This is a genomic window from Streptomyces sp. Edi2 (assembly GCF_040253635.1).
Taxonomy (GTDB): Bacteria; Actinomycetota; Actinomycetes; order Streptomycetales; family Streptomycetaceae; genus Streptomyces.
The window spans coordinates 5,031,707-5,057,661 of record NZ_JBEJGX010000003.1 but is presented as its reverse complement, the minus strand read 5'-3'; the positions used below and the strand labels follow the sequence as shown (position 1 = coordinate 5,057,661).

The window sequence follows — 25,955 nt, the reverse complement described above, 5'->3', positions numbered from 1 at the left end:
GCTCATCGCCCGATCACCGCTGGTGCGCCGCCCTCGTCGGAGCCCCAGACGTCCTCGTCCTCCGGCATCCACGCCTCGCGCTCCCGGTCACCGCTCTGCGTCTGCTGCCGGTCCGGACCGCCGTGCCCGCCGCCCATCGGTGTCGAGAAGGGGCTGCCGCTGCTGGTGTTGACCACTGCTTCGCCCTCACCGTAACGCCCGTTGCCTGCACGGGAGTTCGCAGGCCGGCGGCGGTTGCTGACCACGTCGCCGCCGTCGATCACGGTCCGGGTGCGCTCCGAGGGGCCGCCCTCGCTGCCACGGCCGCCACCCCCCATACCGCCCATACCGCCGCCCATCATTCCCGGGCTCATCGGCATGCCACCGGGGGCACCGCCCGCACCGGAGGAAGGCCCGCCAAGGCCGGCGGCGGCGCTCCCCGCGCCGCTCTGCCCGCCGGGCTGGGGGTCGTACAACTCCTGCTCGTAATCCGGCTGCTGACCGACGTGCGAGCGCGAGCCACCAGGGCCCGCATGCGGCGTGTCGGGCCCTGAACCGCCGTTCAGATAGCCGGAGTTCGTCGTGCCGTCCGGGCTCATCAGGGAGGTGGCGCCGGTGTGCGGATCCACCGTGCTCCTGCTCCCGTCCGGGTACTCGGTCACCACCTGCCCCTGAGAATCCAGGTGGGAAACGCTGCCGTCGGGGTTGGTGAGCACATCACCCGCGTTCAGCGGTCCGGAGTGGACCGAGCCGTCGGGGCCCGTGACGGTCGAAGTCTGTGTCTGCGGGTCGATCATGGTCCGGCTGTGGTCCGGGTACTCGGTGACCACGCGCCCGTGCGAGTCCACATGCGAGTGGCTGCCGCCCGGGTTCGTCAGCGAGTCGTCGCCGTTGACCGGGCCGGTGATGCTGTCCGGCAGATGGCTCTGGTGGTCGCCGTACGAGGAGCCGTCGTGCTGGCGGCCCAGAATGTCGCCGGCCTGGTTCCGGTACTGCTCCTGCTTGTGCTGCAGCTCGTCCTGCCGCTGCTGCTGCTTGTTCTGCAGCTCCTCCTGCCGCTGCTGCTGCTTGTTCTGCAGCTCCTCCTGCTTCTTCTCCTGTTCCTTGCGCAGCTCTTCCTGCTTGTTTTGCTGCTCGTCCTGCCGCTGCTCCTGGTGGCGCTGCTGCTCCTCCTGCTTGGCCTCCTGCTTCTTCTGCAGCTCCTCCTGCTTCTTCTCCTGCTCGGCCTGCTCCTCCTCCTGCTTGTGCTGCTGCTCCTCCTGCTTGGCCTCCTGCTCCTTCTGCTGCTCCTCCTGCTTCTTCTCCTGCTCCTCCTGCTTGGCCTCCTGCTTCTTTTCCTGCTCGGCCTGCTTCTCCTCCTGCTTCTTCTGCTGCTCCTCCTGCTTCTTCTCCTGCTCGGCCTGCTTCTCCTCCTGCTTGTGCTGCTGCTCCTCCTGCTTGGCCTCCTGCTCCTTCTGCAGCTCCTCCTGCTTGCGCTGCTGCTCGGCCTGCTTCGCCTCCTGCTCCTTCTCCTTCTTCTCCTGATCCTTCCTCTGCTGCTCCTGCATGATCCGCTGCTGGAGCGCCTGCTCGTCCTGCCGCTGCTCCTGGTGGCGCTGCTGCTCCTCCTGCTTGGCCTCCTGCTTCTTCTGCAGCTCCTCCTGCTTCTTCTCCTGCTCGGCCTGCTTCTCCTCCTGCTTGTGCTGCTGCTCCTCCTGCTTGGCCTCCTGCTCCTTCTGCTGCTCCTCCTGCTTCTTCTCCTGCTCCTCCTGCTTGGCCTCCTGCTTCTTTTCCTGCTCGGCCTGCTTCTCCTCCTGCTCCTTCTGCAGCTCCTCCTGCTTGTGCTGCTGCTCGTCCTGACGCCGGCGATCCTCCTCGCGCTGGCGGTCCGCCTTGTCCTCCTGCTCCTTCTGGTGCTTGCGCTCCTCCTCCCGGATACGGTCCGCTTCCGCCTTGTCCTTCTCCCTCTGCTCTTCCTGCTTCTTGTTCCAGGCATCCATCTTTGCCTGGTTTTCCTTGTTCAGTCTGTTCTGCTCATCTTTATCCTTCTTGGCGTCACTCTTGTCCTTGAATGCCTGGTCCTCCCGGAGGGTGGACTTGAGGTCCTCACCTCGCGGCGGACGAATGTCGCCAATATCAAAGTTATGCGCATTCCATGCATTGGTAACGTTCCGCATCGCGGCTTCGGCCGGCTTGCCCAAATACTCACGGACACCGTCCCACCAGCGATTCCGCGCCTCCTCACCAATGGCTTTCCACGTCGCCACACTGTCCAGCGCGCCGTATTTGTGCCCGTACCCGTCCTCGGCCTGGTTCTCGAATCCCGACATCGTCACGAGGCTCTTGGTGTCCGGCTTGTAGCCGCCACTGACGGAGTTGTAGCCGTTGCTGCTGCTACTGCTGTGCTCCTTGAGCATGAAAATGTTTTTGTTCCAGACATTGTCCATGACATCGGAGAGGATTTCGCTGAGCAGGAACAGCGGGTTGCTCCTGCGCCCGGTCGACCACAATTCCCAGGCGTCGTACAACTGCTGGGCTTCTTTGCGGAGCACCTCACCCGCAGCGCGGACCGCGGCGCCCTGCCGCGATCCGTAGGACTTGCCGGCGGTGTTCTCCATGTCCTCGACGATGCGCTCGTACCGCCGCACCAGAAAATGGACCAGATTCCACCAGACTCCGGCTGCCTCCCCCTTCCAGTTGTCGTTCTCGACCGCGCCGAGGACCTTCTCCCAGCCGTCGAGCTGCGCCTTCCGTTCGCCGACGAAATTCTGCACGCGGTCGAACGACTTGGCCGTCGCCTCAAAGGAGGACAGGTCAACGTAATTCGACTCCGGAATGGCCGGGGACCAATCGAAGTCGCGCGTGCCACTCTCCTTCTCGAGCAGCCAATTCAGCGCATGCCCCGTGCCGAAGGAGTACCGATCGAGATCCCGGGTGTCCCAGGTTTTTTTATCGGTGTCATCCTTACCAGGGAACTCCCCGGTGGTCCCCCCGTTGTTTTTGACATCGGGGGTCAGCTTGCCGCCGGCATCGTGCGTCCGGTCACCGAGCAGTTGAATCTTGGCCTGGCGTTTTTTGGCCCCGCCGTCATTGATGTAGAACGGCAGGACAAATTCCAGGACCTGGATCTGGTTTCCGAGGTTCTTGAGCGTCCAGTCGGTATCCGCGACGTCGGGTATTTTGCCGTCGTCCGGCTCCCCGATCGTGACGTGCATCAGGGGAATGCCGTCGCTGCTCGTCAGCGACGAGAAGATCTGTTCGACCGTCGGCGCCTTGTAACCGGTGAAGGTCTCGACGACGTTGTGCCAGTCGTCATTGTCCGGACTCATCGGCACTCGGTCGATTGCCATCACGGGGCTCCAACGGAAGAAATTCGAACGGGACTCGGGGCGGGATCACACGGCGCGGATCACCGGTGACAGTTCAGGTTAATTTTTGCCACCGCCGCCACCGCCGCCCCCGCCGCCGCCGTTACCGCCGCCGCTGCCCATGGACTCGGAAATGTCGTCCGCCACGTCCTCGAAGACGTTGTAGAACTTCTCGCCATCGATCTTGTCCAGGCTTTCGCCTTCGGTCTTGAGCAGCGTCTCCATCGCGTCACGCAGGTTGCTCTCGATGTGGTCGAACAGTTTCTTCTGATCCCCGACGAAATCGCCGAGCTTTTTGGCCGAGCCGGCGATGCTTTTCACCAGATCCCCAGCGATGCCGTCCTGGCCCATCTTGCCCAGCGTCAGCGGCCGCTTCTGGGAGTAATGGACGTTCTTCGGAATGTCCATCAGGTTGGTGATGCTCTGCACCATGATGTCGTTCCGACCACCCGCGAACCGCTCCGCGGGCGCGTCAACGAGAATCTTCTCGATCGCCCCCCGGAATTCATGGAGGTCCACATCGATGAACTTTTTGATCCACTCTTTGTTGAGGACGAGCGGTCCGCCGCCCTTGTTCTCGTCTGCCATGGTGCCGCTCCTTCTCCGTCCGTAGCCCGCCCTCGGCGCAGCTCTCGCGCGCCCATGAACCAGCACGGGCGGCCACCCACGCTCACCCTCGACGCCGACAGCCGCCCGTTACCGAATCCGCCGCCGGTCAGGCGCCGATCCGCACGCCTTCCCAGCCCTGCGCCGAACGCTTCTGGTTCTGATCGAAGGCCTGGGACACGTCGTTCAGCACCCCTGCGTGGCTGGTCAGCAGCTTGCCCATGGCATCGGCTGCGCGGTTCCACGCGTCCTGCTTCTTCTGGTAGACGTCCGCGTCGTCGCCGACCCAGCTCGCCTTGAGCGCCTGCAGTTCCTGGTTCAACTGCTGGAGCCAGGCCTGGATCTGATTCGTCTGCACGCGCAGGTCTTCGATCGCGTTGTTGGAGCGATTGAAGTCGACGTAGATATTGCCGTCTGTGAAGTCATTCGCGCCACCGGGCATGGCGAACCTCGTTTCGGTCGGTGTGTACGTTCAGGGAGATGCTGATTCGAGTCGCGGCCTCGATAGGCGAGCCCGCAATCCGATCAGCCCGCGAGCGTGTCGAAAACGGCGTCAGCCTTCTGGTACGCCTGATTCACGTCGTCGTTCGCGGAACCCCGGGTCAGACCGCTCTGCTGCAACGTGGTGTTCAGCTCGTTGACCATGTCGTGCAGGTTCTTCTCGATGATCTGAGCCTGTTCATCCCACTTGTCCAGCAGTGAACGGAAGCTACCGCCGACATCGCCGCCGAGACCCACGTTGTTCTTCGTGTTCTCCAGTTCCTGACGGCTGCGCTGCACACCGGTGAACGCCTGCTCCAAGGCGTTGATGCCGTTCCGCGTGGCCTGCTCTTGTTGCTGTGCCAGCTGTCCCATGCGCGTGCCCTTCGGCTGTAATTCGCCGCCAGGCGAGGCGCGCTGGCAGCCGGTGCCCTCAATTGCGTTGGGCCGTCCTCCAATTGGCCCATACAAAGTGATACTAGAAGTCCTTAAACCTCCTTTGCAACACTATCTACCGAGAATCTGCGTGATGTACCGCATTTTCCGATACGGCCGTGGGCAGATCGCTGCGGCGCGAACTCGCGCCGCCCCGACTCCATTCCGCCCCTTGCCAGGGCTAAGTCGTCTTCCGCTGGTTCTCGCACTTCGGTGCCGTCGATTTCCCATTCCCGGCACTCGCCGCCTGCGGCGTCAGATCCGGCCCGGTCGGAATCATGGAAAGCAGCGAGGAAGGCAGGCCCTGCGCGCGGGCCCCGGTATAGCCGAACGCCTTCAGCGTGTCCTGCGACGGCAGCCGGTACTTCATTCCGGTGTCGGTCACCAGATACAGCGTGCTGCCGACATCGCTGCCGTCGGCGCCGAGCGCGTGCACCAGGGCACCGCGGCCCGGTCGCACGGCGATCCGGTTGACGGTCACACACGCGGGGACCATCCCCTCCGTCGACGCCTGCGCGGTGGGACCCAGCTCCCGGGGGTCGGCCAGGGTCACGCTCACCCGCGTACCGTCGTCGGCCGATCGCACGCCCACGCACGGCGTCTGCCCCAGGCCGGGGTCGACCGGCTCCGGCGGCGCCTCGGGCATACCCGCGGCGGGGTCGGACAGCCCCGAGGCCGGTGCCAGATGTCCGTTCAGCGCATCGGTACCCAGGCTCCGGGCGGCGGCCGAACGGCCCTCGTACGTCTTCTGCTTGGTCTCCGGGTCGCCGAGCACCAGCGCCGCGCCGGTGGCGGTGACCGGGGCCAGGCCCTCCTTGCGCAGCTGGTAGTAGCGGGCCCGCGCACCGGAGGCGGCGACCTTGAAGATCTCGCCGACCCGGGTCTGTTGGCCGCCCAGCGCCGGTCCGGCGTCACCCATGCCCGGCACGTCGGGCGGGGCCAGATCGGGGCCGGCAGGCAGCGAGTTGAGGAATGCGGCGGAGACCCGCAGCGGCTTGTCCGCGCCGTAGCCGAGCGCCTCGGAGGCGTGCGCCGCGCTGTCCAGACGCAGCTTGCGGCCCTGCCACACCAGGTAGTTGCCCTTGTCGGGGCCGGTGACCAGCAGTCCCTGCCCCTCCTTGAGGCCCGGCCCGCCGGGCTCGGTGCCCACGGCGACCGTGGTGGCGGTCGAGCCGGTGCCGGATCCCGAACACACCTGCCACGGGCCGCTGTCCAGGTTGCCGGTGCCGGGCGGCTCGTCCGGGGCACCCGGTATGCCGACGGGTGCGCCGTGCGGGGTGCCGTCCAGCGACTGGCCGCCGATCGGCATGACCTTCATCTTGTCGCCGACCAGCAGCCGCGCCGAGGTGAAGTTGCGCACCGGCCGCAGCCTGCCGCCGAGGAAGAGGTAACGGGCGCCGGTGTCCTTGTTGACGACCAGTGTGCCCGGGGCCCGCCAGGACTCCTTGGTACCGGGCTTGAGCAGTCCGAAGACGAAGGCTCCGGCGCACAGCAGTATCGCGATCAGCACGCTGATCGCGATACCGCGGTTGGTGCGGCCCTGCGGGCTCTCCGGGGCGTCGGGGTCGGCGCGCAGCATGCCGGAGGTCAGCCGCCCCATGATGAACAGGTGCGCCTGGACCTGGTCTCTTCTGTCCTGCATCGCTCACACCTCCCGTCTCAGGCCAGCAGCCCGCGCAGGGCGCCGTACACACCGAGCACCCACAGCGCCAGCGGCAGCAGGCTGACCGCAGCCAGGGTGTGCAGGATCTCCGCCGCCCGGCCCCAGTAGGGCACGAGCCTGCGGCCCGGCACCGTCCAGGAGGCGATGGCCACGACGGCGGCCAGGGCCAGCAGCGCGACCACCACCAGCGGACGCCGGTCGGGTGCGAAGGAGACGGCGCAGGCGAGGATCAGCAGGAGCGGGCCCACCGCGCCCGGAATGATCAGCGAGAGCCGCTGCCAGGCGTTGCCCAGGCCGCGGCCGTGCAGCAGCAGGAGCAGCGACAGCGCCACGACCATGACCGAGGCGGCCGGGTCCGCGTACCACGCGAGCACGCCCAGGCAGCCGGCGCAGACCGCGCCCACGGCCCCGTACAGCGAACTCATCCAGCCGTCCGCGAGCACCGCGCGAGCGGCGACGCCGCTGGGCGAGTGCGGCTCGATGCCCACTTGCAGCTGCTGGGCGTTGGTGGGCAGGGGCGGCATCCGCAGCCCGGACATCCGGAAGGACAACGAGGGGACGAACGCGCCGAGGATCACCGCCACCAGGGCGACGACCCCGGCGACCTGGTGCGGTGCGAGGTCCACGGTGAGCATCAGGGCCCCGGCGAGCGCGCCGAACGCCGCGACGACGGCGATACCGAGAAACAGCGAGGCGAAGGCGGAGACCGCCGCGAGGACGACGATCGCGCCGCCGGCGCCCGCCGCACAGCCGGCCAGCAGCCGGAAGCCCACCATCGCGTGGGCGTCCGGGCCGGTCAGCTCGCCGCCGGGCAGCAGCCAGCCGGCGCACGCGAGGTAGGGCGCGGCCATCGCGCCCAGTGCCGCGCCCGCTCCGGCGTCGCCGACGGCGCGGCTGGCCGAGCCCGCGCCGGCGATCAGCAGCAGACCGGCCACCGCCGCGCACACCGCGCGCAGCCCCACCGATCCGCCGGGCAGCGCGAGGACGACCAGTCCGCCGGCGAGGGCGAGGGCCGCGAGGCCGCGCAGCAGCCGGCGGCCGGCTTGCGGGGTCCAGCCGTAGGGACTCGCGGCCATGGTGGTGGAGATACCGTCCACCAGGTCGTCGAGGTGGACCTCGGGGAGCGCCTCGGTGCGCGGCCTGAGGTAGAGGGTCTCGCCGTCGCGCAGGTCGTACGAGTCGAGGGTGCGTTCCTCGTCCATCGGCTCGGCGCCCAGCCGTTGCAGGACCCAGCCGCCGTGGTCGATCCCCGCCTCTTCGAGGTCGTCACCGCCATAACCGACGACGGCGGGGAGCAGGTCGGCCACGGGCACGTCGGAAGGTACCGCGAGGTCGACGCTCTTGCCGGGCGCGCGGACCGTCAGACGGCACAGCCCGGCCGTCTGGATATCACTCATGGGGCTGGCTCACGCTTCTCCGGACGGATTCGGAAAGTGCTCCGGACCCGTATGAGGGTGGCTGGATCGATCGGTTTTGGTGCGGGCGAAGGTGAACTCCCTTCCACACATGGTGTTGTCGGGCATTCGCCGTACGGTGCTTTTCGACCGTACGGGGGAAAAGAGCGAGCCGATAGACCCATTGGGCAGAGTGGGCAGAAGAAAGGGCATGTTGGCCACTCATTGACACAAGAATGAGCACGCCAATTCTGGCAACGGCCTTTCCCGCCATCGAAGATGCCCTTGTGCCGCGCAGCATTGCCCGTGAGGAGAGCGTCCGTTGAGTGTGGTTCTGTTCCGCAGGCCGGCCCGCCGCCGCGGCCCGGACATGCCCGAGGGGGAGTTGACCCTCCAGGAGCCGCCGACACTGCCCGAAGTGGTGCCGGACAGCTCCGCCGTGTGGACCTATCTGCCCATGGCGATGATGTCGGTCTCCATGATGCTGATGTTCATGCGGCCGGGCATGACCGGTTCCTCCGGGGGCCACTTCATGTACCTGGCCATCGGCATGATGGTGCTGGCGTCCGGCGCGATGCTGGTCGGCCAGATGATGCGCAAGTCCAGTGAGCGCAAACAGCGGCTCAAGGGCGAGCGCCGGGACTACCTGCGCTACCTCACCCAGACCCGGCGCAAGGTGCGGGCCGCGGTGTCCGACCAGCAGAAGGCACTGGCCTGGCGGCACCCCGAACCGGCCGCGCTGTGGTCGATGGTGGGCACCACCCGGCTGTGGGAACGCCGCCCCCAGGACGAGGACTTCGGCGAGGTCCGGGTGGCCGTGGGCGACCAGCAGCTGGGTCTGCGGCTGACGCCGAACGCCACCACCCCCGTGGAGGACCTGGAGCCGCTGTCCGCGCATGCCCTGCGCAGCTTCATCCGGGCCTACGCCACCGTGCCCGAGCAGCCCATCGCCATCTATCTGCGCGCCTGGGCCCGGGTGCTGCTGCGCGGTGACGAGGAGCGCACGCGCTCCCTGGCCCGCGCCATGATCGCCCAGCTGGCGGCCTTCCACGCGCCGGACGACGTGTGGGTGGCGCTGTGCGTGTCGGATGAGCGGCGCGCCGAGTGGGAGTGGGTCAAGTGGCTCCCGCACAACCTGCACCCGCAGGAGAGCGACGGCGCCGGCCCGGCCCGGATGTTCGTCTCCGCCTTCAACGAGCTGGAGGACCTGCTCGGCGCGGAGTTCCTGGAGCGCCCGCCGTTCGACCCCGACGCGGTCGCCGGGCGCGAGGAGCCCTTCACCGTGATCGTGGTGGACGGCGGGAGCGTCCCCTCCGGACACCGGCTGGACAGCTCCGGCTTCCGCAACACCGTGGTCCTCGACCTGAGCGGGGCGCTGACCTGGCGGCCGGGCCGGGTCACGCTGCGCTTCGACGTGTCCGAGGACGACTTCTCGCTGGTGCGGACCGACCGCGAGCGCAAGGAGCAGACCACCCGGCTCGGCCGTCCCGACCGGTTCGGGCCGACCGGCTCCACCGCACTGGCCAAGCGGATCGCGCCGTACCGGATGGGGGTGGGCGCCGACACCTCCGCACCGCTGTCCACCACCTTGGAGTTGACCACGCTGCTGGGCATATCCGACCTGTCCCGCCATGAACCGCAGGCCCATTGGCAGCGCAGCACCGGCCCCGCCCGGCTGCGGGTGCCGATCGCGGTGAGCGCCGACGGCGCCCCGGTGGAGCTGGACATCAAGGAGTCGGCGCAGGGCGGCACCGGGCCGCACGGCATGCTCATCGGGGCCACCGGCTCCGGCAAGAGCGAGCTGCTGCGGACTCTGGTGCTGGCGCTGGCGCTCAACAACTCTTCCGAGACACTCAACTTCGTCCTCGTCGACTTCAAGGGCGGCGCCACCTTCCTCGGCCTGGACGAGCTGCCGCACACCTCGGCCGTCATCACCAACCTGGCCGGCGAGGCCGCGCTGGTGGGCCGGATGCAGGACGCGCTGCACGGCGAATTGATGCGGCGCCAGGAGTTGCTGCGCTCGGCGGGCAACTACACCTCGGCGCTCGACTACGAGAAGGCGCGCGCCTCCGGCGTCCCGCTGGAGCCGCTGCCCAGCCTGTTCGTCGTTGTCGACGAGTTCAGCGAGCTGCTGGCCGCGCACCGGGAGTTCATGGAGCTGTTCGTGATGATCGGGCGGCTCGGGCGCAGCCTCGGCGTCCATCTGCTGCTCGCCTCGCAGCGGCTGGACGAGGGCCGGATGCACCAGCTGGAGAGCCATCTGTCCTACCGGATCGGGCTGCGCACCTTCTCCGCCATGGAGAGCCGCGGCGTGCTCGGTGTGCCGGACGCCTACCAGCTGCCGCCGCAGCCGGGCAGCGGCTACCTCAAGTCCGGGGTGGAGGCGCTGACCCGCTTCCGCGCCGCCTATGTCTCCGGCCCGTACCAGGAGCGCCACTCCAGCGCCAACCAGGCCCGGGTGGCCAGCCAGACCGTGCCGTGGACCTCCGGCTACGTGGTGCCGCGCCAGCTGCCCGACCTTCCGGAACCCGAGCCGGAGCCGGACGAAGAGAGCGGTGACACCCTGCTGTCCGTCGCCGTGGACCGGCTGCGTGACGCCGGCCCGCCCGCCCACCAGGTGTGGCTGCCGCCGCTGGACCGGCCCGCCACCCTCGACCAGATCCTGCCGCCGCTCACCCCCGACCCCGAGCTGGGGCTGACGACCGTGGGCTGGCCGCGCCGCGGCCGGCTGACCGTGCCCATCGGCATCGTCGACAAGCCCTTCGAGCAGATGCGCGACCTGCTGACGGTCGACCTGTCCGGGGCCGGCGGCCATGTGGCCATCGCGGGCGGCCCGCAGAGCGGCAAGAGCACCCTGGTGCGCACCATCCTCACCGCCCTCGCCGTCACCCACACCCCGCGCGAGGTGCAGTTCTTCTGCCTCGACTTCGGTGGCGGCACGCTGGCCTCGCTGTCCGGACTGCCGCACACGGCCGGCGTCGCGGCGCGGCTGGAGAGCGAGCGGGTGGGTCGTACGATCGCCGAGATCACCTCGCTGCTGAGCGCGCGGGAGCGGTTCTTCCTGGAGCACGGCATCGACTCGATGCCGACCTTCCGCCGGCGCCGGGCCGCCGGGGAGTTCCCCGAGCAGCACTACGGCGACGTGTTCCTGGTCATCGACGGCTGGTCCACGGTGCGGGCGGACTTCGACCGCTACATCCAGACGTTCAACGGAATCGCGGCCCGCGGCCTCAACTACGGCGTGCACCTCATCGTCACCACGGCCCGCTGGGTCGAACTCTCCGCGGGCGTGCGCGATCAGGCGGCCACCCACCTGGAGCTGCGGATGGGCGACGCGATGGACTCCGAGATCGACACCCGGCGCGCCTCGACCGTCCCGAGGCTGGCCGGCCGAGGACTGACCCGGGAGGGCAAGCTGCACTACCTGGGCGCGCTGCCCCGCATCGACGGCATGGAGAGCGCCGAGGACCTGGCCGACGGGGTGGCCGGCCTGGTGTCCGCCATCAAGGAGAGCTGGCCCGGTCAGCAGACCCCGCAGGTGCGGATGCTGCCGACCCGGCTGCCGGCCGGGCAGCTGCCCGCGCCGGAGGGCGACATGCGGATGCCGATCGGCCTGGAGGAGAACGAACTCTCCGTGGTCTGGCACGACTTCGCCGAAAATCCCCACCTGTTCGTGGTGGGCGACACCGAGAGCGGCAAGACGAACATGCTGCGGCTGACCGCCAAGGCCATCATGGACCGCTATACCCCGGCCGAGGCCCGGATCATGGTGGTCGACTACCGCCGCGACCTGGTCGAGGCGATCCCGGACGAGTACCGCCTCGGGCACGCCGTCTCCATCGACGCGCTCAAGGACCTGGTCGACGGCGCCGCCCGCGCGGTCCGCACCCGGCTGCCGGGGGAGGAGATCACCCCGGCCCGGATGCGGCTGTGCGACTGGTGGACGGGGCCGCGGCTGTTCATCCTCGTCGACGACTACGACATGCTGGGCACCGGCATCGGCAACGCACCCTTCGACCCGCTGCTCTCGCACCTCGCGCTCGGCTACGAGGTCGGGCTGCACATGGTGGTCGCCCGCTCGGCGGCCGGCGCCAGCCGCGGTCTGACCGAGCATCTGATGCGGCGCCTCCAGGAGGTCAACACCCCGGCCCTGCTGCTGTCCTGCCCGCCGACCGAGGGCTACCTCATCGGCAACATCAAGGGCCGCACCATGGCGCCGGGACGTGCCACCCACGTCGTCCGCCGGAAGGCGACCCAGGTGCAGACGGCACTCGTGGACGACGGGGAGTGAGTGCCGCGCCCGGCGGGAGGGCCGCCCGCCGGGCCGCGGGCCACGCGCCACGACGATCCGGTGCGGTTCCCCGTGAACTTTTCCTGCTGTGCCTGCATCTGACTTACCGCAGGAGGCTCAAGCGGCCTCTGCGGATGGGGCAGAGCACGATGAATGAGCAATACGGCAACACCGGCGTCACCCGCACCAACGGGGCGCCCGGACGCATGGCCTGGCACGCCGGCAGTGCCCGCACACCGGACACCGGACGCAACCGATGAGCAAGCCGCGGTCCGACGGGACGTCATCGATGTCACCCGCCCCGCCGTCGCAGGGCAACGGGCGCCGGCGTTCGCGGTCGCGCTCCGTGTTGCTCGCGGTGTGCGGTATCACGCTGGCCGCCGCGGTCCTGGGCGTCGGGTTCGTCTCAAAGCACCATTCCGGGCCGGGTGACTCCGACGCGCGCTACCCGGCGAACGGCCCCGGGGAATTCCGCATGGCGACCGCCTCAGGACAGCGGATCGGCGCCACGGGCCGGTTCTTCCACTACGAGGTCAAGGTGGAGAACAACCTGGCCCAGACCCCGAAGGCGCTCTCGGACGAGGTGCACCGGATCCTGGCCGATCCTCGCGGCTGGACGGCCGGTGGCGAGGCCTCCTTCCAGCAAGTCACCAGCGGTGCACACGACTTCACCGTGGTCGTCGCCACGCCCGGCACCGTGGACCGCATCTGCGGGCAAGGCGGCCTCGACACCGGGGGTGAGGTCAACTGCCGCGTCGGCAAGAACGTGGTGGTCAACATCAAGCGCTGGCTGCTGGCCAACCCGTACTACCAGCACAGCCTGCCCGACTACCACGCGCTGACGATCAACCACGAAGTGGGACACTTCCTCGGGCACGGGCACGCGTCGTGCCCCGCGCCGGGCCGGCCCGCTCCCGTGATGATGCAGCAGATCAAGGGGCTGCACGGCTGCGTACCGAACCCGTGGCCGTACGACCGCCACGGCACCTATCTCACGGGGCCGCCGGTCGCCTGACCGGCGGGAACCGCCGGGTCGAGAACCCACGGCTTCCTCGGTCGCCGGCTCGTGACCGACCCATCCAGGAAAGACCTCTGCCCCGGCGTGACACCGGGGCAGAGGAAGACACGGTCTTACCGGTCGTGAGGAAACGAACCGGTCACCAGGGGTACATGATGACCTCAAAACCGTTGTCGACACAGTCGAACCCCGTCAGCAAACCCTGCTGGGCAGCCTGGTTACCGAGCGTCTGGCACTCCTGGAGGGATGCCGTGTGGTGGGGCAGGAGACGGGTCTCAGCGGAAGCCGGACCCGCCATGGCGAGGACCAGGGCTCCCGTGGCGAGGACGCCGAGACCGGCCTTTGCGGCCAGTGCGGTCTTGAACATGACTTCTCTCCCGTATCGGTCACAACGTAGCGACCATGACGGGACAAGCACCGCCCGGTCCTACGGAGGATCTGCGCGCAAGCGCGCCATCACTGGCGTGATGGGCGCAATGCTGGAACATCACGATGCTCACCACAAGGTCAGGACATATCCAGCACGAGGTCAGCGCGCGCCCACGACGACGAGCCGGGAGCGAAGGGGAACGAGGCGCGAGCACAACAACGGCCGAGCGGGCCATGGCCGGTTGCCGCGGGCCGGCCGGGAGACCGGCCGGCCACCTCACCGGCCCGCCGGGGCGGCGTACCTACAGGCCCTCGGCGCTTGCGGGGGCCGGATGCCCGGCCTCGGGCGCCCCGGCCGGCCGCCAGCCCCTGGCCCGGCCCCGCGGGATCACCACGGCGCCGCCGGCCACCAGCAGCACCAGCCCGCCGCACGCTCCGGCGATGAGCAGCGCACGGTTCTGCGGCCCGCTCGGCGCCGCCGCCGGGACGTGCGCCGCGGCCTGCCGGGGTGCGGTGCCCTGCTTGTCGGTGAGCAGCGTCGTGAGTGCCGCGTACGGGTCGAGCCGCGGCGGGTCGTCCGGGTAGCCGGCCACCGTGAGCTGACGGGCGACCTCCTGGGCCGTCATCTTCGGGTGCCGGGCGCGGACGAGGGCCGCGGCACCTGCCACATGCGCGGCTGCCAGCGAGGAGCCGGAGCCGAAGTAGTGGCCGTCCCCCTTGGGCCCGACACTGACCACCGCGTCGCCCGGGGCCGCCAGGTCCGCGTTGAGCGCCCGCGGGGCGTCCTGCGGACGCTGCCCGTCGGGGCCGTAGTCCATGACGGAGAGCACTCCGGGCGCGGACGCGGGCCAGTACCAGGGCGCGGGCTGCACCGGCTTGCCGGTGTTGCTGTCCTTCGGGAGGGTGTCCGGGACGACCGGGGCGACGACGAGGGCGCCCCGCTCGGCCGCGTGCGCGACGGCGGCGGTCAGCTCGTCCTTGCCGGTGGCCACCGCCTGCCCGACGTAGATGACACCGGCTCCCCGGTCGGCCGCCGTGCGGATGCCGTCGGCGAGCCGGCCGGCCGTCGTCTCGCCCCGGGTGTCCGTGCCGCGCACCGCCAGGATCCGGGCCTGCGGCGCGAGCCCGGCCACCCCCACGCCCGCACCGGGCGCGGCGGCGATCAGGCCCGCCGCGAAGCTGCCGTGGCCCACGCAGTCCTCGCCCGCGTCACCGACCGCCTCGACCCGGCCGGACAGCGCGGGGATGCCGGTCCCGACGCCGGTGTCCACCACCGCGACGGTCACCCCGGCGCCCTCGCTGAGCTTCCAGGCCTGGGACAGCCCGAGCGGCCGGCGGGTCCATGGCTGCTTCTCGGCCTTGTCGGTCGACGCCTTGGCGCACGGCGCGTCGGCGGGCAGCACCGGGGTGACAGTGGGCAGTTGGATGTCGCCGGCGGCGGCCGGCGCCGCCGCGGCGGCCAGCGAGAGCGCGGCCAGCAGTGCGGCGGCCACCGCCCGTGCCACCGGATGACGGTGAGAGAGTGCGCGTCGCATGCGCGCATGGTACGTGGCGCATACCCGCCTTCGACAGCGCGGGAGGCCCGGCAGGACGTCAACTCCGCGGTCATTCCTGGCTGATGGCGGCCGGGTTCCCGTAGCCTGCTCACGTGCGCGTCCCTCTGACCGCAACCACAGCCCCCACATTCTCGGGTCACCGGGGCCGGCAAGCACCACAACGAGGAGGTCCCAGCGTGTCACGGCAGTTGCTCAGGGTCGACCCGGACGGGACGGACGGTTTCCGGACGATCGGCGAGGCCCTGGCGCAGGCGCGCACCGGAGCCGTCATCCGCGTCAAGCCCGGCCGCTACCGGGAGAACCTCACCGTCAAGACCCGGGTGACCATCGTCGCCGACGGCGAGCGCGGCAGCGTGGAGATCTGCCCGGCGCGCGGCACCGCCGTCGTGCTGGTGGCCGACGCCGTGATGCTCACCGACCTGATGCTGCGCGGCGGCAGCGAGGACCTGCCGGTGGTGGACGCGCCGCGCGGCCAGGTCGCCATGGACGGCTGCACCGTGGTGGGTTCGGGCTGGACCGCGGTCCTGGCCCGGGAGACCGGCTCGCTGGCGATGCGCGACTGCCGGGTCTCCAACCCGGAGGGCGCCGGCGTGGTGGACACCGCGCCCACCGACAGCGTCGTCGCCGACTGCCTGATCGAGCACCTGGGCACCTCCGGCGTCGTCCTCGGCGAACAGGCCCGTACCACGGTGCGCGACTGCCGGATCCGGGGCGCGCAGGGCAACGGCGTGCTGGCCAACGGCGAGGCGCAGGGCCGGGTGGAGAACTGCGATATCTCCGGCACCGAGAAGCCGGCCATCGCCCTGGAGGGCCGGTCCGCCACCCGCGTGGTGCGCACCACCGCGCACGACACCTCGGTGGGCGTCTACGTGACCAGCGGCTCCCGGCCCATCCTGGAAGAGGTCACGGTCACCGACACCAGCGGCCCCGGCATCGTGCTGGCCCAGGGCGCCGACCCGGAGCTGCTGCGCTGCGGTACCGCGCGGACCAAGGGCAACGGGCTGGCGGTGACGGAGCGCTCCCGGGGCGTCCTGGAAGGCTGCAGGTTCGACACCGCCGCCGTCGCCGCGATCCGGGTGACCGGGTCCAGCGCCCCGCTGCTCACCGGCACCACCGTGCGCGAGTGCGCCGACAAGACGGCCGCCGTCCTGCTGGCCGAGGACTCCTCGGCGGAGTTCGACCGCCTGGAGGTGCTGGACGCGTCCGGCGTCGGCGTCTCCATCCGCACCGGCGCCAACCCCCTGCTGAGCAAGGCCCGGATCACCGGCGCCGGCGGCCACGGAGTGGAGGTCCTGGAGGACGGCCGCGGCCGGCTGCACGGCTGCACGGTCGAGCGCTCCGAGGGCGCCGGCGTGCACATCGCGGGCGGCGGCGCGCCGGAGCTGGCCGACACCGTGCTGCGCTCCACCGGCCAGGCCGGCGTGCACATCGGATCCGGGGGGCGGGGCACGGTACGCGACTGCGAGATCGACGCCGTCCACGCGGCCGGCCTGCATGTGGACAGCGGCGGCGAGTTGACCGCGAGCCGCACCCATGTGACCGGCTCCGGGGCGCACGGCCTGCTGGTCGCCAACGGCGGCCGGGCGGCGCTCGACGGCTGCCAGCTGAGCGGCAGCACCGGCGACGGCGCCCGGATCGACAGCTCCGAGCAGGTCACCCTCACCGACTGCGCCGTCCGGGACAACCGCGGCGCCGGGCTCAAGCAGACCCGCGCCACCGAGCGGCTCACCGTCGAGGGGCTCAACAGCAGCGGCAACACCGCCCCGGACTCCTGGGGCGAGAGCGCGGGCGACCTCGCCGCCGAGGGGGCCGGCAGCGGGTCGGGGCAGCAGCGGGCGCAGGGCCCGTTGGCGGAGCTGGAGTCGCTCATCGGGCTGGGCGACGTCAAGCACCAGGTGCGCACCCTGATCAACCTCAACCAGCTCGCGCAGCGCCGTGCCAGCCTCGGCATGCCGGCCCCGCCGATGAGCCGCCACCTGGTCTTCTCCGGCCCGCCCGGCACCGGCAAGACCACCGTGGCCCGGCTCTACGGCGGCATCCTGGCCGAGCTGGGCGTGCTGCCCTCCGGCCATCTGGTGGAGGTCTCCCGGGCCGATCTGGTCGCCCAGGTCATCGGCGGTACGGCCATCAAGACCACCGAGGCGTTCAACGAGGCCATCGGCGGCGTGCTGTTCGTCGACGAGGCGTACACCCTCTTGTCCGACGGCAAGGGCTCCGGTGCCGACTTCGGCCGGGAGGCCATCGACACGCTGCTGAAGCTGATGGAGGACCACCGGGAGGACGTCGTGGTCATCGTCGCCGGATACACCGAGGAGATCGCTTCGTTCCTGACCTCCAACCCCGGTCTGGCCTCCCGCTTCACCCGCACCATCGAGTTCGCCAACTACTCCGTCGCCGAGCTGGTGACCATCACCGAGAGCATGTGCGAGGCGCACCGCTACGCACTGGACCCGGGCACCCTGGACGCGCTCGCCCGGCACTACGAGCGGATGCCGCGCGACGCCGGGTTCGGCAACGGCCGTGCGGCACGCCAGGTGTTCGAGGAGATGGTGGACCGGCAGGCGTACCGGCTCGGCTCGCTGGACAACCCGGCCGAGGCCGACCTGTCGCTCCTGCTGCCCGAGGACGTCGCGGACCAGGCGGCGGCCGCCCAGGCCGCGGACGGGCGCGGCTCCGCCGAGCTGCTGGCCGAACTCGACGCCATGATCGGCCTGCACGCCGTCAAGCAGGAGGTCACCGACCTGGTCAACCTGCTCTCGGCCACCCGGCAGCGGCAGGCCGTGGGCCTGCCCGTCCCGAAGATCAGCCACCATCTGGTCTTCTCCGGCCCGCCCGGTACCGGCAAGACCACCATCGCCCGGCTCTACGCGGACCTGCTGCACTCCCTCGGGGTGCTGAGCTCCGGCCGGCTCGTGGAGGTGGCCCGCGCCGATCTGGTGGGCCGCTATGTGGGCCACACCGCGCAGCTCACCAAGGAGGCGTTCGACAGCGCCCTGGGCGGCGTGCTGTTCATCGACGAGGCCTACACCCTCACGCCGGAGAACGCCGGCTCCGACTTCGGCCGGGAGGCGGTGGACACGCTGCTGAAGCTGATGGAGGACCACCGCGACGAGATCGTCGTCATCGTCGCCGGATACACCGAGGAGATGCACCGCTTCCTGGCCTCCAACCCGGGCCTGGCCTCCCGCTTCGCGCGCACGGTGGAGTTCGGGAACTACTCCACCGACGAGCTGGTGGAGATCATGAGCCGCTACGCGACGGGCTCCGGCTACGACTGCGCGCCCGAGACCCTGGAGGCGCTGCGCGCCTACCTCGACCGGCTGCCGCGCGACCGCTCGTTCGGCAACGCCCGCACCTCCCGGCAGACGCTGGAGGCGATGATGACGCGCCAGGCCCGCCGGATCGGGGCGATCGCCGCACCCAGCCTGGACGACCTGCGGCTGCTGCTGCCCTCGGACCTGCCCCAGGAGACCCGGCTGACGACGGGGTGACCACCGGCCGGCCCCTGACGGGCGCCCCCGAGCCGTCTGACCCCGGAACGATTCCCCGGCCGCGATCGCACGTACGAGGATTTTGGGGACGTGAACGCGGCCTTCGTCCGGCGGGCCCGCGTTCGCGGTGGTGCCACACGCCAGGGGACGGCATCGTCGACCGCCCGACCGTGCGCGGAGACCTGCTGTTCGCGCCGACCGATGACGAACCTGCTCAGCGCCGGTTCAGCCGCTGCTCACCGGTTCGCGCAGCCCCGCCCCGGGCCGGGTGCGGCCTCACCGCGGTACCGACCCGTACAGCTCGCGCTCGCGCAGCAGTTCCGCCGCCCTCGTCAGCGCGGCGGACAGCCGGCGCCGGTAGGTGCTGAAGGACAGTGACGCCCGGCTCGCCGCGGCCTGCTGGCTGCGCGGCCCGTTCAGATAGGTGATCTCCAGAACGTCGCCCAACTGCCGCTGTCCGGGCAGCGCACGCAACTGCGTCACGGTCTCGGTCAGCACCGTGCGCAGCGCCGCCGCGTCCGCGCCGGGTGCCACCAGCCGGGTCCCCAGCAGCGTACTCTCCGCGAGCTGCCGCGGGTTCAGCGCGCTGCGGTAGGCGTGCTTGACGGCATCCGCGAACTGCGGCCACGGCATGACGGGAGCCGCCCCGTCGGTGACCGGCGCGGGGATCGCCGAGGGCTCGTCGGCCAGCAGCCGGGTACGCAGCGCCGCGGCCCAGCGGTCGAAGGGTGCGCTGCGCCAGTCCTGCACGAACGGCGACACCCGCTCGCCGTCCGGGCCGTCGACCGGGGTCGTGCGCTGCTGCCCGTACAGCTCCAGCAGCGACGACAGCGCACGCTGGTCCTGCGCCGTGCACGTCCAGCTCATCACCAGGCCGGGCGTGGTCGCCCACAGTGTGGTCAACGCGCCGCAGGCCACCGCCGCGCCGCCGGTGCTCCAACGCCCCAGCAGCAGCCGCTCACCGCGCCGCAGCGGCGACCGGTCGGCCGCGTGCTCCAGCGCGGCGTGCGCCACCGGATCGTCGGGCAGCCCGGTGGCACCGGCCTCAAGGCAGGGCGCGACGAGCACGCCGGTGATCCGGCGGCGGCCGTCCTCCGCGACGATGAAGGCCGCCGGCTGGTGGTTCCACCACTGGCGGGCCAGGCGGCCGGCCGCCCAGCCGTGCTCCTTCTCGATCGCGGCCAGCACCTCGTCCAGGTCCGCCGGACGGGCAGCCCGCAGCTGCAGACGGTCCGCGCCGTGCCAGTCCACCGCCTCCCGTGCGATCCGGTTCGTCCGGCCCAGGTAGGCCAGCCCCGCACCGAATACCCAGCGGCCGCCCCCGCGCTCCGCCAGCCGCTCGGCCAGGTGCGCGTGCAGCCGGCGTAAGAGGCGCTCGTACGTCTCCATGCTGCGCCAGCGCAGATCGGCCACCAGCGCTTCCCGCACCAGTTCGTGCGGGACCAGGCCGTCAGCGGTGCTGTGCACGAACGACAGTCCGCTCAGCCAGGCGCACAGCGCCCGGGCCTCGGCCACCGGAACTTCCAGCGTGTGCCGCACCAGTTCCTCGGTGGTCACCCGGGCCAGCGCCAGCACGCGGAGCGCGTCGGCCCGGTCCGGCGAGGGGCTCTCCCGCAGCAGCAGTCGCAGGAGCTCGCGCACCACGTCGGGAGAGTCGCCCAACTCCCAGCCGCGGTACGGCTCCCCGGCCCGCATGGCACGCTCCCGCGCATCGGCGAAGAGCGCCAGGGCCAACGGCATTCCGTGTGCGGCCCGTACGAGGTCCGGGACGGCCGGCCCGGCCACGTCCCGGTGGTGCAGCAGCTGCGCGGCCTCGGCGTCGTCCATGCCGTCCAGCTCCACACTGCGCAGCGCGTGCCACCACTGCGCGTCGGTGCGCCACTCGGCCGACGGGGGCCGCCGGCCGCCGACCGCGACCAGCACATGCGCGGGCATGCGCGGCAGGAACTCGTCGCGCAGCCAATGCTCCAGCGCGCCCAGCGACTCCGCCGAGTCGACCAGCAGCACCTGCGCCTCCTCCAGCGGGCCCTGCGCCTCCAGCGCGGCCAAGAACGCCTCCGGCGTCGGATCCGTACCCCGCATGTCGACCCAGCGGGCGGTCCTGCCGTGCGCCGTCGCCTCGTCCGCGAACCGGCGCAGCAGGGTGCTCTTGCCCATGCCACCCATGCCGTGCAGCCACACCACGAAGCAGCCCCGGCGGTCGCTGAGCAGCAGCTCCCGCAGCAGCCGCAGTTCGGCGGTTCTGCCGGTGAACACCCTTTTCCGCAGGGCCGCCAGCGCGTCCCCGTGCGAGTCGACCGGCAGGGGTGGGGGAGGTGTCCGCATCGTCTACCCGCTGAACCGCTGGTTGCCGTCGGCGTGCGCGCCGAGGACGCCGGCGATGTCGCAGCCGGTCGCCGCCCCACGCGCCCGCGCCTGCCCGGCCACGAGTTCCGTGCTGCCCGGTGGAGCAGCCGCAAGTGTGATCATTGAGCCTGTGTTTCCTGCTCGGGGGCAGACGCCCTGATGGCGGGTACCGACGTTGCCGCACCGAAGGGCACCGGCACATCGCCGAAAACTACGGAGCCCGGACGGTTGCGCACTATGGCGCCCGATGGATACAGGGACATCTCCCGCAGCCGGCGGCGCGAGGAAAGGCCCGGTTTGCGGTAGACGTTGCGCAGCTGTGCGCCGACCGTGCGCGGGCTGAGGAACAGCACCGTCGCCACTTCCTCGGACGACGCCCCGGCGGTGGCCTTCCCGGCGACGAGCCGACGCCCGTCCCGCTTGCCGTTCCCGGGGCCCGGCGGTCCCGGATCAAGCCGTCTCCCGGAGCCACCCCACAACGCCTGATCTTCACACCCCACTCGCGAACCGGGACCAGTTGGAGTCGCGTTGATGAGCCGGCCGAACACTGCCTCAAGGGCTCCGCGTGCCGACAGCGCGCAGGGTGCGGCGACGAGCGTTGGGACAGTGGTGCTGGAGCTCATTTCGGGTCCCCGGGGCAGTTCGGTGTCGCAGTCTCCTCGGTACGTCACCCACCCTGACCGGGACCGCTATCGCACGGCTGCCGCACTGCTAACGTCCGGTTAACGAGGGCGTGAGCAGCACGGACACCAAGGAGAACCCGAAGAACCAGGCGGCGGCCGCCTGGTCGGGAACACGCAGCCGCAGGCGAGTATCCGGGCACAGGCCCGGGCTCCGACTCAAGCACCATAAGCACGAGCTTGGCGACCAGCAGTCCGGCCTCCCACTCCTCCTGGCTCAGCGTCGGACCGCTCTCCTGCACCTGAGACGGAAGATCGCTCTCGCCTGCCCGCCAGAGCAGGTCCGGCAGCCCTGCGTCATAGTCCGCGAGGCGAAGACCGACGCTCCGCCCCCAGGAGTGCTCCTCAGCGCCGACCGTGACCAGCTCGACACGGGAGCGCTCCCCCAGCACCTCCAAGGCCGGCTCACGCAAAGCGGTTCCGACCGCGTCGCCGAGGCCGGCCTCGGGCACGTCTCCCCTCTCCCCGATGCGCAACAGCGCCTCACGCAGGCGTTGGCGCGGCGATGCACCGACCGAATGATCCGTATCCATCACGCTCCCACGATGCCGTCTGCTTTTCGTCAAGTACCCCTCCCGCATACAGCGGGCGCCCGTCGGCAGGGCCGGGCCGTGCGGGCCCGCGGCGCTTGCCTGCCGGACGGCGTGCTTCCGTCGTGCGGTCGCGGTTCATGTGCGTGCGTGGGGGGCGTCGGGGGAGTTTTTGCGCCATGCACACCCGTTGCGCGTCTGTGCAATTATGGACGCGCGTTCGGTCCGGCTGGCATTTCCTGACCACACGCGCCGGCCGGCGTGCGCTTGAGTGTGCGTATCTGCGCGGCATCGCCCGCGCTGGAACGGGGGCAGACATGGGAAGTTGCAGTTCGGGGCACAATCGAGCCCCATATCCGGCCACCTCGCACCCGGATCCGTCGGCCTCCCCGGGCGGTGTCGCCCGGCGCCGCCCGGCATGACGATGCCCCCACTTGCGGAGGTACCTGTTCGTCCTGCCGCCCGACGGCGCTTCGACGGGGCTTGTCCGAAGCCGGCCTGAAGGGCCGGGCGGGCGACCCCTCATGGGTTCTGATCACCGCCCTGAGAACCTGATGCGCTGAGTCGATCCTGTCGCGACGCAGCTTGTACCGCCCGGCCGGGGAAAATACGGGTACCGGGCCACCCGTGTGCCATTTACCGGGAAACTCCTGGCAATCATCCGGAGGCCAGCTCCGGCCGAGGGCTACGGTGCCGATCCTTGATCGCGATGCATGTACGGGGATGGGGAAAAGTGGACGACATAATCCTTCGGCTACTGGGGCCGGTTGAGCTGGTCCACGAAGGCCGTTCGCTCGACCTCGGCGGGCCGCGTCAGCGAGTGGTCCTGGCGGTGCTGGGACTGAACATCAACCGCACCGCATCCACGGAGCAGCTGATCGACGCAGTGTGGGGCGACTCGCCTCCCACCACCGCACGCGGCCAGATCCAGGTCGCCGTCTCGACGCTCCGCAAGCAGTTCGCCCGGGCCGGACTGCCCGGAGCCATCAAGACCCGTGCCCCCGGCTACGTACTCGACATGGACACCGGCAGCGTGGACAGCCTGGAGTTCGACAGGCTGGTCGCCAGAGCACGGGAAGACACCCGGGCGGACCGGATCACGGAGGCGGCCGCAACCCTGCACAAGGCCCTGGAGCTCTGGCGCGGCCCCGCCCTGGACGGCGTGCCCAACGACCATTTACGGCATGCGGCCACCCATCTCGATGTCACGCGCCTGACCGTTCTCGAGGAGCGGGTCCGCCTCGACCTCCTGCTCGCCAGGCACCAGGAGGTCTGTGCCGAACTGACGGCTCTGATCGGTCAGCATCCCCTTCGCGAACGCCTTTATGAGCTTCTCATTCTGGCGCTGTACCGCTCGGGGCGGCAGGCCGAGGCACTGGAGGCGTGCCGGCGTGCGCGCAAGGCCCTCGCCGAGGAGATGGGCATCGAGCCGGGGCAGGAGCTCCGCGACCTGGAGCAAGCGGTTCTCAAGCAGTCTCCGGCACTCGATCTTCCTGCCCCTCCCCCGGACAGAGGCGTCCCCCTCCGCCCCTCGGCCCGGCCCGACGCCCCGGACGTTCCGGAGAGCGGGTTTCGCCTCATCCCACGTCAACTACCGGCGAGCATCGGAGACTTCACCGGGCGGCACACGGAACTCGACAAGATCAAGGATCTGCTGGAGTCCTGCTTCCGGACGGAGACCCCGGGTTACGCCGTTCCGATCGTGGACATCTCCGGCCCCGGGGGCGTGGGCAAGTCGGCCCTGGCCGTACGCGCAGCCTACGAGGTGAGCAAACACTTTCCCGACGGCCACCTCTACGCCGACCTGCACACCGCGTCCGGCGACGGACAGATCGCGGCACTGCTGGCCCGGTTCCTCCGCGCGCTGACGATACCGGCCAAGGCGGTTCCCGACGATGCCCAGGAACGGGCCGAGATGTATCGCAGCAGGCTGGCGGAGAGCCGCGTGCTGGTGGTCCTGGACGGAGTGACCAGCGCGGAGCAGGTGACACCGCTCCTGCCAGGAAGTGCGACCTGTGCGGTGATCATCACGAGCCGGGCCCGGCTGGCGGGCGTACCCGGCGTCCGCAGCATTGATCTCACGGTGTTCGACATGGCCAACGCCCTTGAGCTGCTGGCCGGCATCATCGGCCGTGAGCGGGTGCAGGCAGAACTCGGCACGGCTGTTGAACTGGTGAACCTGTGCGACGCACTGCCGCTGGCGCTGCGGATCGCCGGCGCCCGGCTGGCCTCCCACCCTCACTGGCGGGTCGAGTGGCTGGTCCAGCGCCTGCGGGACGAGCGTCGGCGCCTGGACGAGCTGAGCTACCGCGGCCTGGAACTGCGCTCCACCATCAGCCTGACGTACCGGGCGCTTCCGCCGTCGGCGCAGCGGCTGTTCCGGTTGTTCTCCCTGGTCCAGGCGCCCGCCTCACCGGCCTGGGTCGCGGCAGCCCTGTTGGACACCGACTTCGCCTCGGCGGAGGACATCCTTGACCTCCTGGTCGAGGCCCAGGTCATGGACACCGTTCAGTACCCCGGCTCGCTTCGGCCGTGCTACCGCTTCCACGATCTGGTGCGTGCCTATGCGCGCGAGGAGCTGTGCGCGACCGAATCACCGGAGGAACAGGATGCTGCCCTGGCAAGGGTGCTGGGCGGATGGCTCTCGCTGGTCGAGGAGGCCCACCGGGAGGAGTACGGCGGGGATTACACCGTCATCCACGGCAGCGCGAAGCGCTGGAGGCTGCCCGAGACCACGGACGTGGAACCCGTCCCGCAGCCGATGACCTGGCTGAGCGGCGAACGGCAGGCGCTGGTGACGGCTGTCCGGCAGGCGGCCGCCGCCGGGATGGACGAGTTGTGCTGGGACCTTGCCCTCTCCTCCGTCACGCTCTTCGAGGCGAAGGGGTATTTCGACGACTGGGAGGAGACCACGCGCCTGGCACACGAGGCATCGGCCCGGGCCGGTAACCGCATCGGCCAGGCCGCGATGCTCTACTCCCTGGGGACCCTGCACATGTTCCAGACCCGCATGGAGCAGGCGGACGAGTGCTTCGGCAAGGCGCAGCAGCTGTTCGAGGCGGAAGGGCACGATCACGGGCGCGCGCTGGTGCTGCGCAATGCCGCCCACCTGGACAGTGTGCGCGGCGATGACACCGCCATGCGGGAGAAGTACGACGAGGCACTGGCGATCACCAGGCTGGTCGGCGACCGGATCGGCGAAGCCCACATCATGCGCAGCCTGGCCGGCTGCTGGCTGGCCTCGGGAAACGTCGAGCGGGCACGCACCCTCCTGGAACAGGCCCTCACCATCTCCCGGGAGGAGAACTGCCGTCGCGTCCAGGCCCAGGTACTGCAGCGGTTCGCCGAGCTCCACCTCGCGGTCGAGCAGCCGCGACAGGCCCAGGAGGCGCTGCAGGAGGTTCTGCGGATCGTACGGGGCAGCGGGGACCGGATCGGCGAGGCGTATGCGCTGTACGGGCTCGGCTCGGTCCGCCGGCAGGAGAAGCGGCTGGACAGCGCCGCCGACACGCTGGCCCGTGCGCTGAACCTGTCGCGGCAGGTGGGCGAGCGGGTCATCGAGGCCAAATCGCGTTACGCGCTGGCCGAAATCGCCCTGACACGCAGCGACTACGAGCTGACCGCCACACATCTGGAAGCGGCACACGACCTGTTCGCCGAGCTCGGCTCCACGTCATGGCTGGAACGCACCGAGGACCTGATGGTGGAGGCCGGGGGCCCGAGCGCCGCTTGGAGCGACGGTCCTCAGCCGAACCGCTGCTGAACAGCGA

The 25,955-nt window shown here is 70.3% G+C and carries 15 protein-coding genes; 4 read left to right on the top strand and 11 right to left on the bottom strand.

Features of this window, described 5'->3' with window-relative positions; translation table 11 throughout:
- Positions 1-2 precede the first annotated feature (2 nt).
- The 6 genes from ABR737_RS25825 to eccD form a co-directional block, all read right to left on the bottom strand.
- Positions 3-3,308 carry an AAWKG family protein gene (locus tag ABR737_RS25825; RefSeq protein ID WP_350252639.1) on the bottom strand — a complete coding sequence of 1,102 codons (3,306 nt, stop codon included), beginning with the start codon at positions 3,306-3,308 and terminating at the stop codon, positions 3-5.
- A 78-nt stretch (positions 3,309-3,386) separates the two neighbouring features.
- Positions 3,387-3,914, bottom strand: coding sequence for a type VII secretion system-associated protein (locus ABR737_RS25820; protein ID WP_350252637.1), 528 nt, complete (start codon positions 3,912-3,914; stop codon positions 3,387-3,389).
- 127 nt (positions 3,915-4,041) lie between these two features.
- On the bottom strand, positions 4,042-4,374 hold the full coding sequence (locus tag ABR737_RS25815; protein ID WP_129294972.1) for a WXG100 family type VII secretion target: 333 nt from the start codon (positions 4,372-4,374) through the stop codon (positions 4,042-4,044).
- Between the two features lie 83 nt (positions 4,375-4,457).
- Positions 4,458-4,787: a hypothetical protein gene (locus ABR737_RS25810; protein ID WP_129294973.1), complete on the bottom strand. Its 330-nt coding sequence runs from the start codon at positions 4,785-4,787 to the stop codon at positions 4,458-4,460.
- A gap of 241 nt (positions 4,788-5,028) precedes the next feature.
- Positions 5,029-6,489, bottom strand: a complete 1,461-nt coding sequence (gene eccB, locus ABR737_RS25805) for a type VII secretion protein EccB (RefSeq protein WP_350252636.1) — start codon at positions 6,487-6,489, stop codon at positions 5,029-5,031.
- A gap of 17 nt (positions 6,490-6,506) precedes the next feature.
- Positions 6,507-7,907, bottom strand: a complete 1,401-nt coding sequence (gene eccD, locus ABR737_RS25800; protein WP_350252634.1) for a type VII secretion integral membrane protein EccD — start codon at positions 7,905-7,907, stop codon at positions 6,507-6,509.
- A gap of 325 nt (positions 7,908-8,232) precedes the next feature.
- Between eccD and eccCa the strand changes: the two genes are divergently transcribed.
- Together eccCa and ABR737_RS25790 are read left to right on the top strand one after the other, a co-directional pair.
- Complete coding sequence (gene eccCa / locus ABR737_RS25795) at positions 8,233-12,195, top strand: type VII secretion protein EccCa (RefSeq protein WP_350256919.1); 3,963 nt, start codon at positions 8,233-8,235, stop codon at positions 12,193-12,195.
- Positions 12,196-12,451: 256 nt separating this feature from the next.
- A complete protein-coding gene (locus tag ABR737_RS25790) occupies positions 12,452-13,210 on the top strand; it encodes a DUF3152 domain-containing protein (protein ID WP_350252632.1) in 759 nt (252 codons plus the stop codon).
- Between the two features lie 142 nt (positions 13,211-13,352).
- On the opposite strand, the gene ABR737_RS25785 is transcribed toward ABR737_RS25790, so the two are convergent.
- The gene (locus ABR737_RS25785; RefSeq protein ID WP_328385418.1) at positions 13,353-13,580 is read right to left on the bottom strand and encodes a hypothetical protein; all 228 of its coding nucleotides are present in this window, start codon (positions 13,578-13,580) and stop codon (positions 13,353-13,355) included.
- Positions 13,581-13,884: 304 nt separating this feature from the next.
- A complete protein-coding gene (locus ABR737_RS25780; protein WP_350252630.1) occupies positions 13,885-15,117 on the bottom strand; it encodes a S8 family serine peptidase in 1,233 nt (410 codons plus the stop codon).
- A gap of 197 nt (positions 15,118-15,314) precedes the next feature.
- Here ABR737_RS25780 and ABR737_RS25775 point away from each other — a divergent pair, with 197 nt between their 5' ends.
- Positions 15,315-18,629 carry a right-handed parallel beta-helix repeat-containing protein gene (locus ABR737_RS25775; RefSeq protein ID WP_350252629.1) on the top strand — a complete coding sequence of 1,105 codons (3,315 nt, stop codon included), beginning with the start codon at positions 15,315-15,317 and terminating at the stop codon, positions 18,627-18,629.
- Between the two features lie 276 nt (positions 18,630-18,905).
- Here ABR737_RS25775 and ABR737_RS25770 read toward each other — a convergent pair whose 3' ends face one another.
- Genes ABR737_RS25770 through ABR737_RS43970 form a run of 3 tightly spaced genes read right to left on the bottom strand, consistent with a single transcriptional unit; the run spans position 18,906 to position 21,598 of the window.
- Entirely contained in the window at positions 18,906-20,954 is a 2,049-nt protein-coding gene (locus tag ABR737_RS25770) for an AAA family ATPase (RefSeq protein WP_350252627.1), read from the bottom strand.
- Positions 20,955-20,957: 3 nt separating this feature from the next.
- Positions 20,958-21,098 (bottom strand): hypothetical protein, encoded by a 141-nt coding sequence (locus ABR737_RS25765; RefSeq protein ID WP_350252626.1) that lies wholly within the window; start codon positions 21,096-21,098, stop codon positions 20,958-20,960.
- Positions 21,095-21,598, bottom strand: a complete 504-nt coding sequence (locus tag ABR737_RS43970; protein WP_502964373.1) for a LuxR C-terminal-related transcriptional regulator — start codon at positions 21,596-21,598, stop codon at positions 21,095-21,097. The genes ABR737_RS25765 and ABR737_RS43970 overlap by 4 nt, the downstream gene beginning before the upstream one ends.
- Positions 21,599-22,918: 1,320 nt before the next feature.
- Here ABR737_RS43970 and ABR737_RS25755 point away from each other — a divergent pair.
- Positions 22,919-25,948 (top strand): AfsR/SARP family transcriptional regulator, encoded by a 3,030-nt coding sequence (locus ABR737_RS25755; RefSeq protein ID WP_350252625.1) that lies wholly within the window; start codon positions 22,919-22,921, stop codon positions 25,946-25,948.
- Positions 25,949-25,955: the final 7 nt, after the last annotated feature.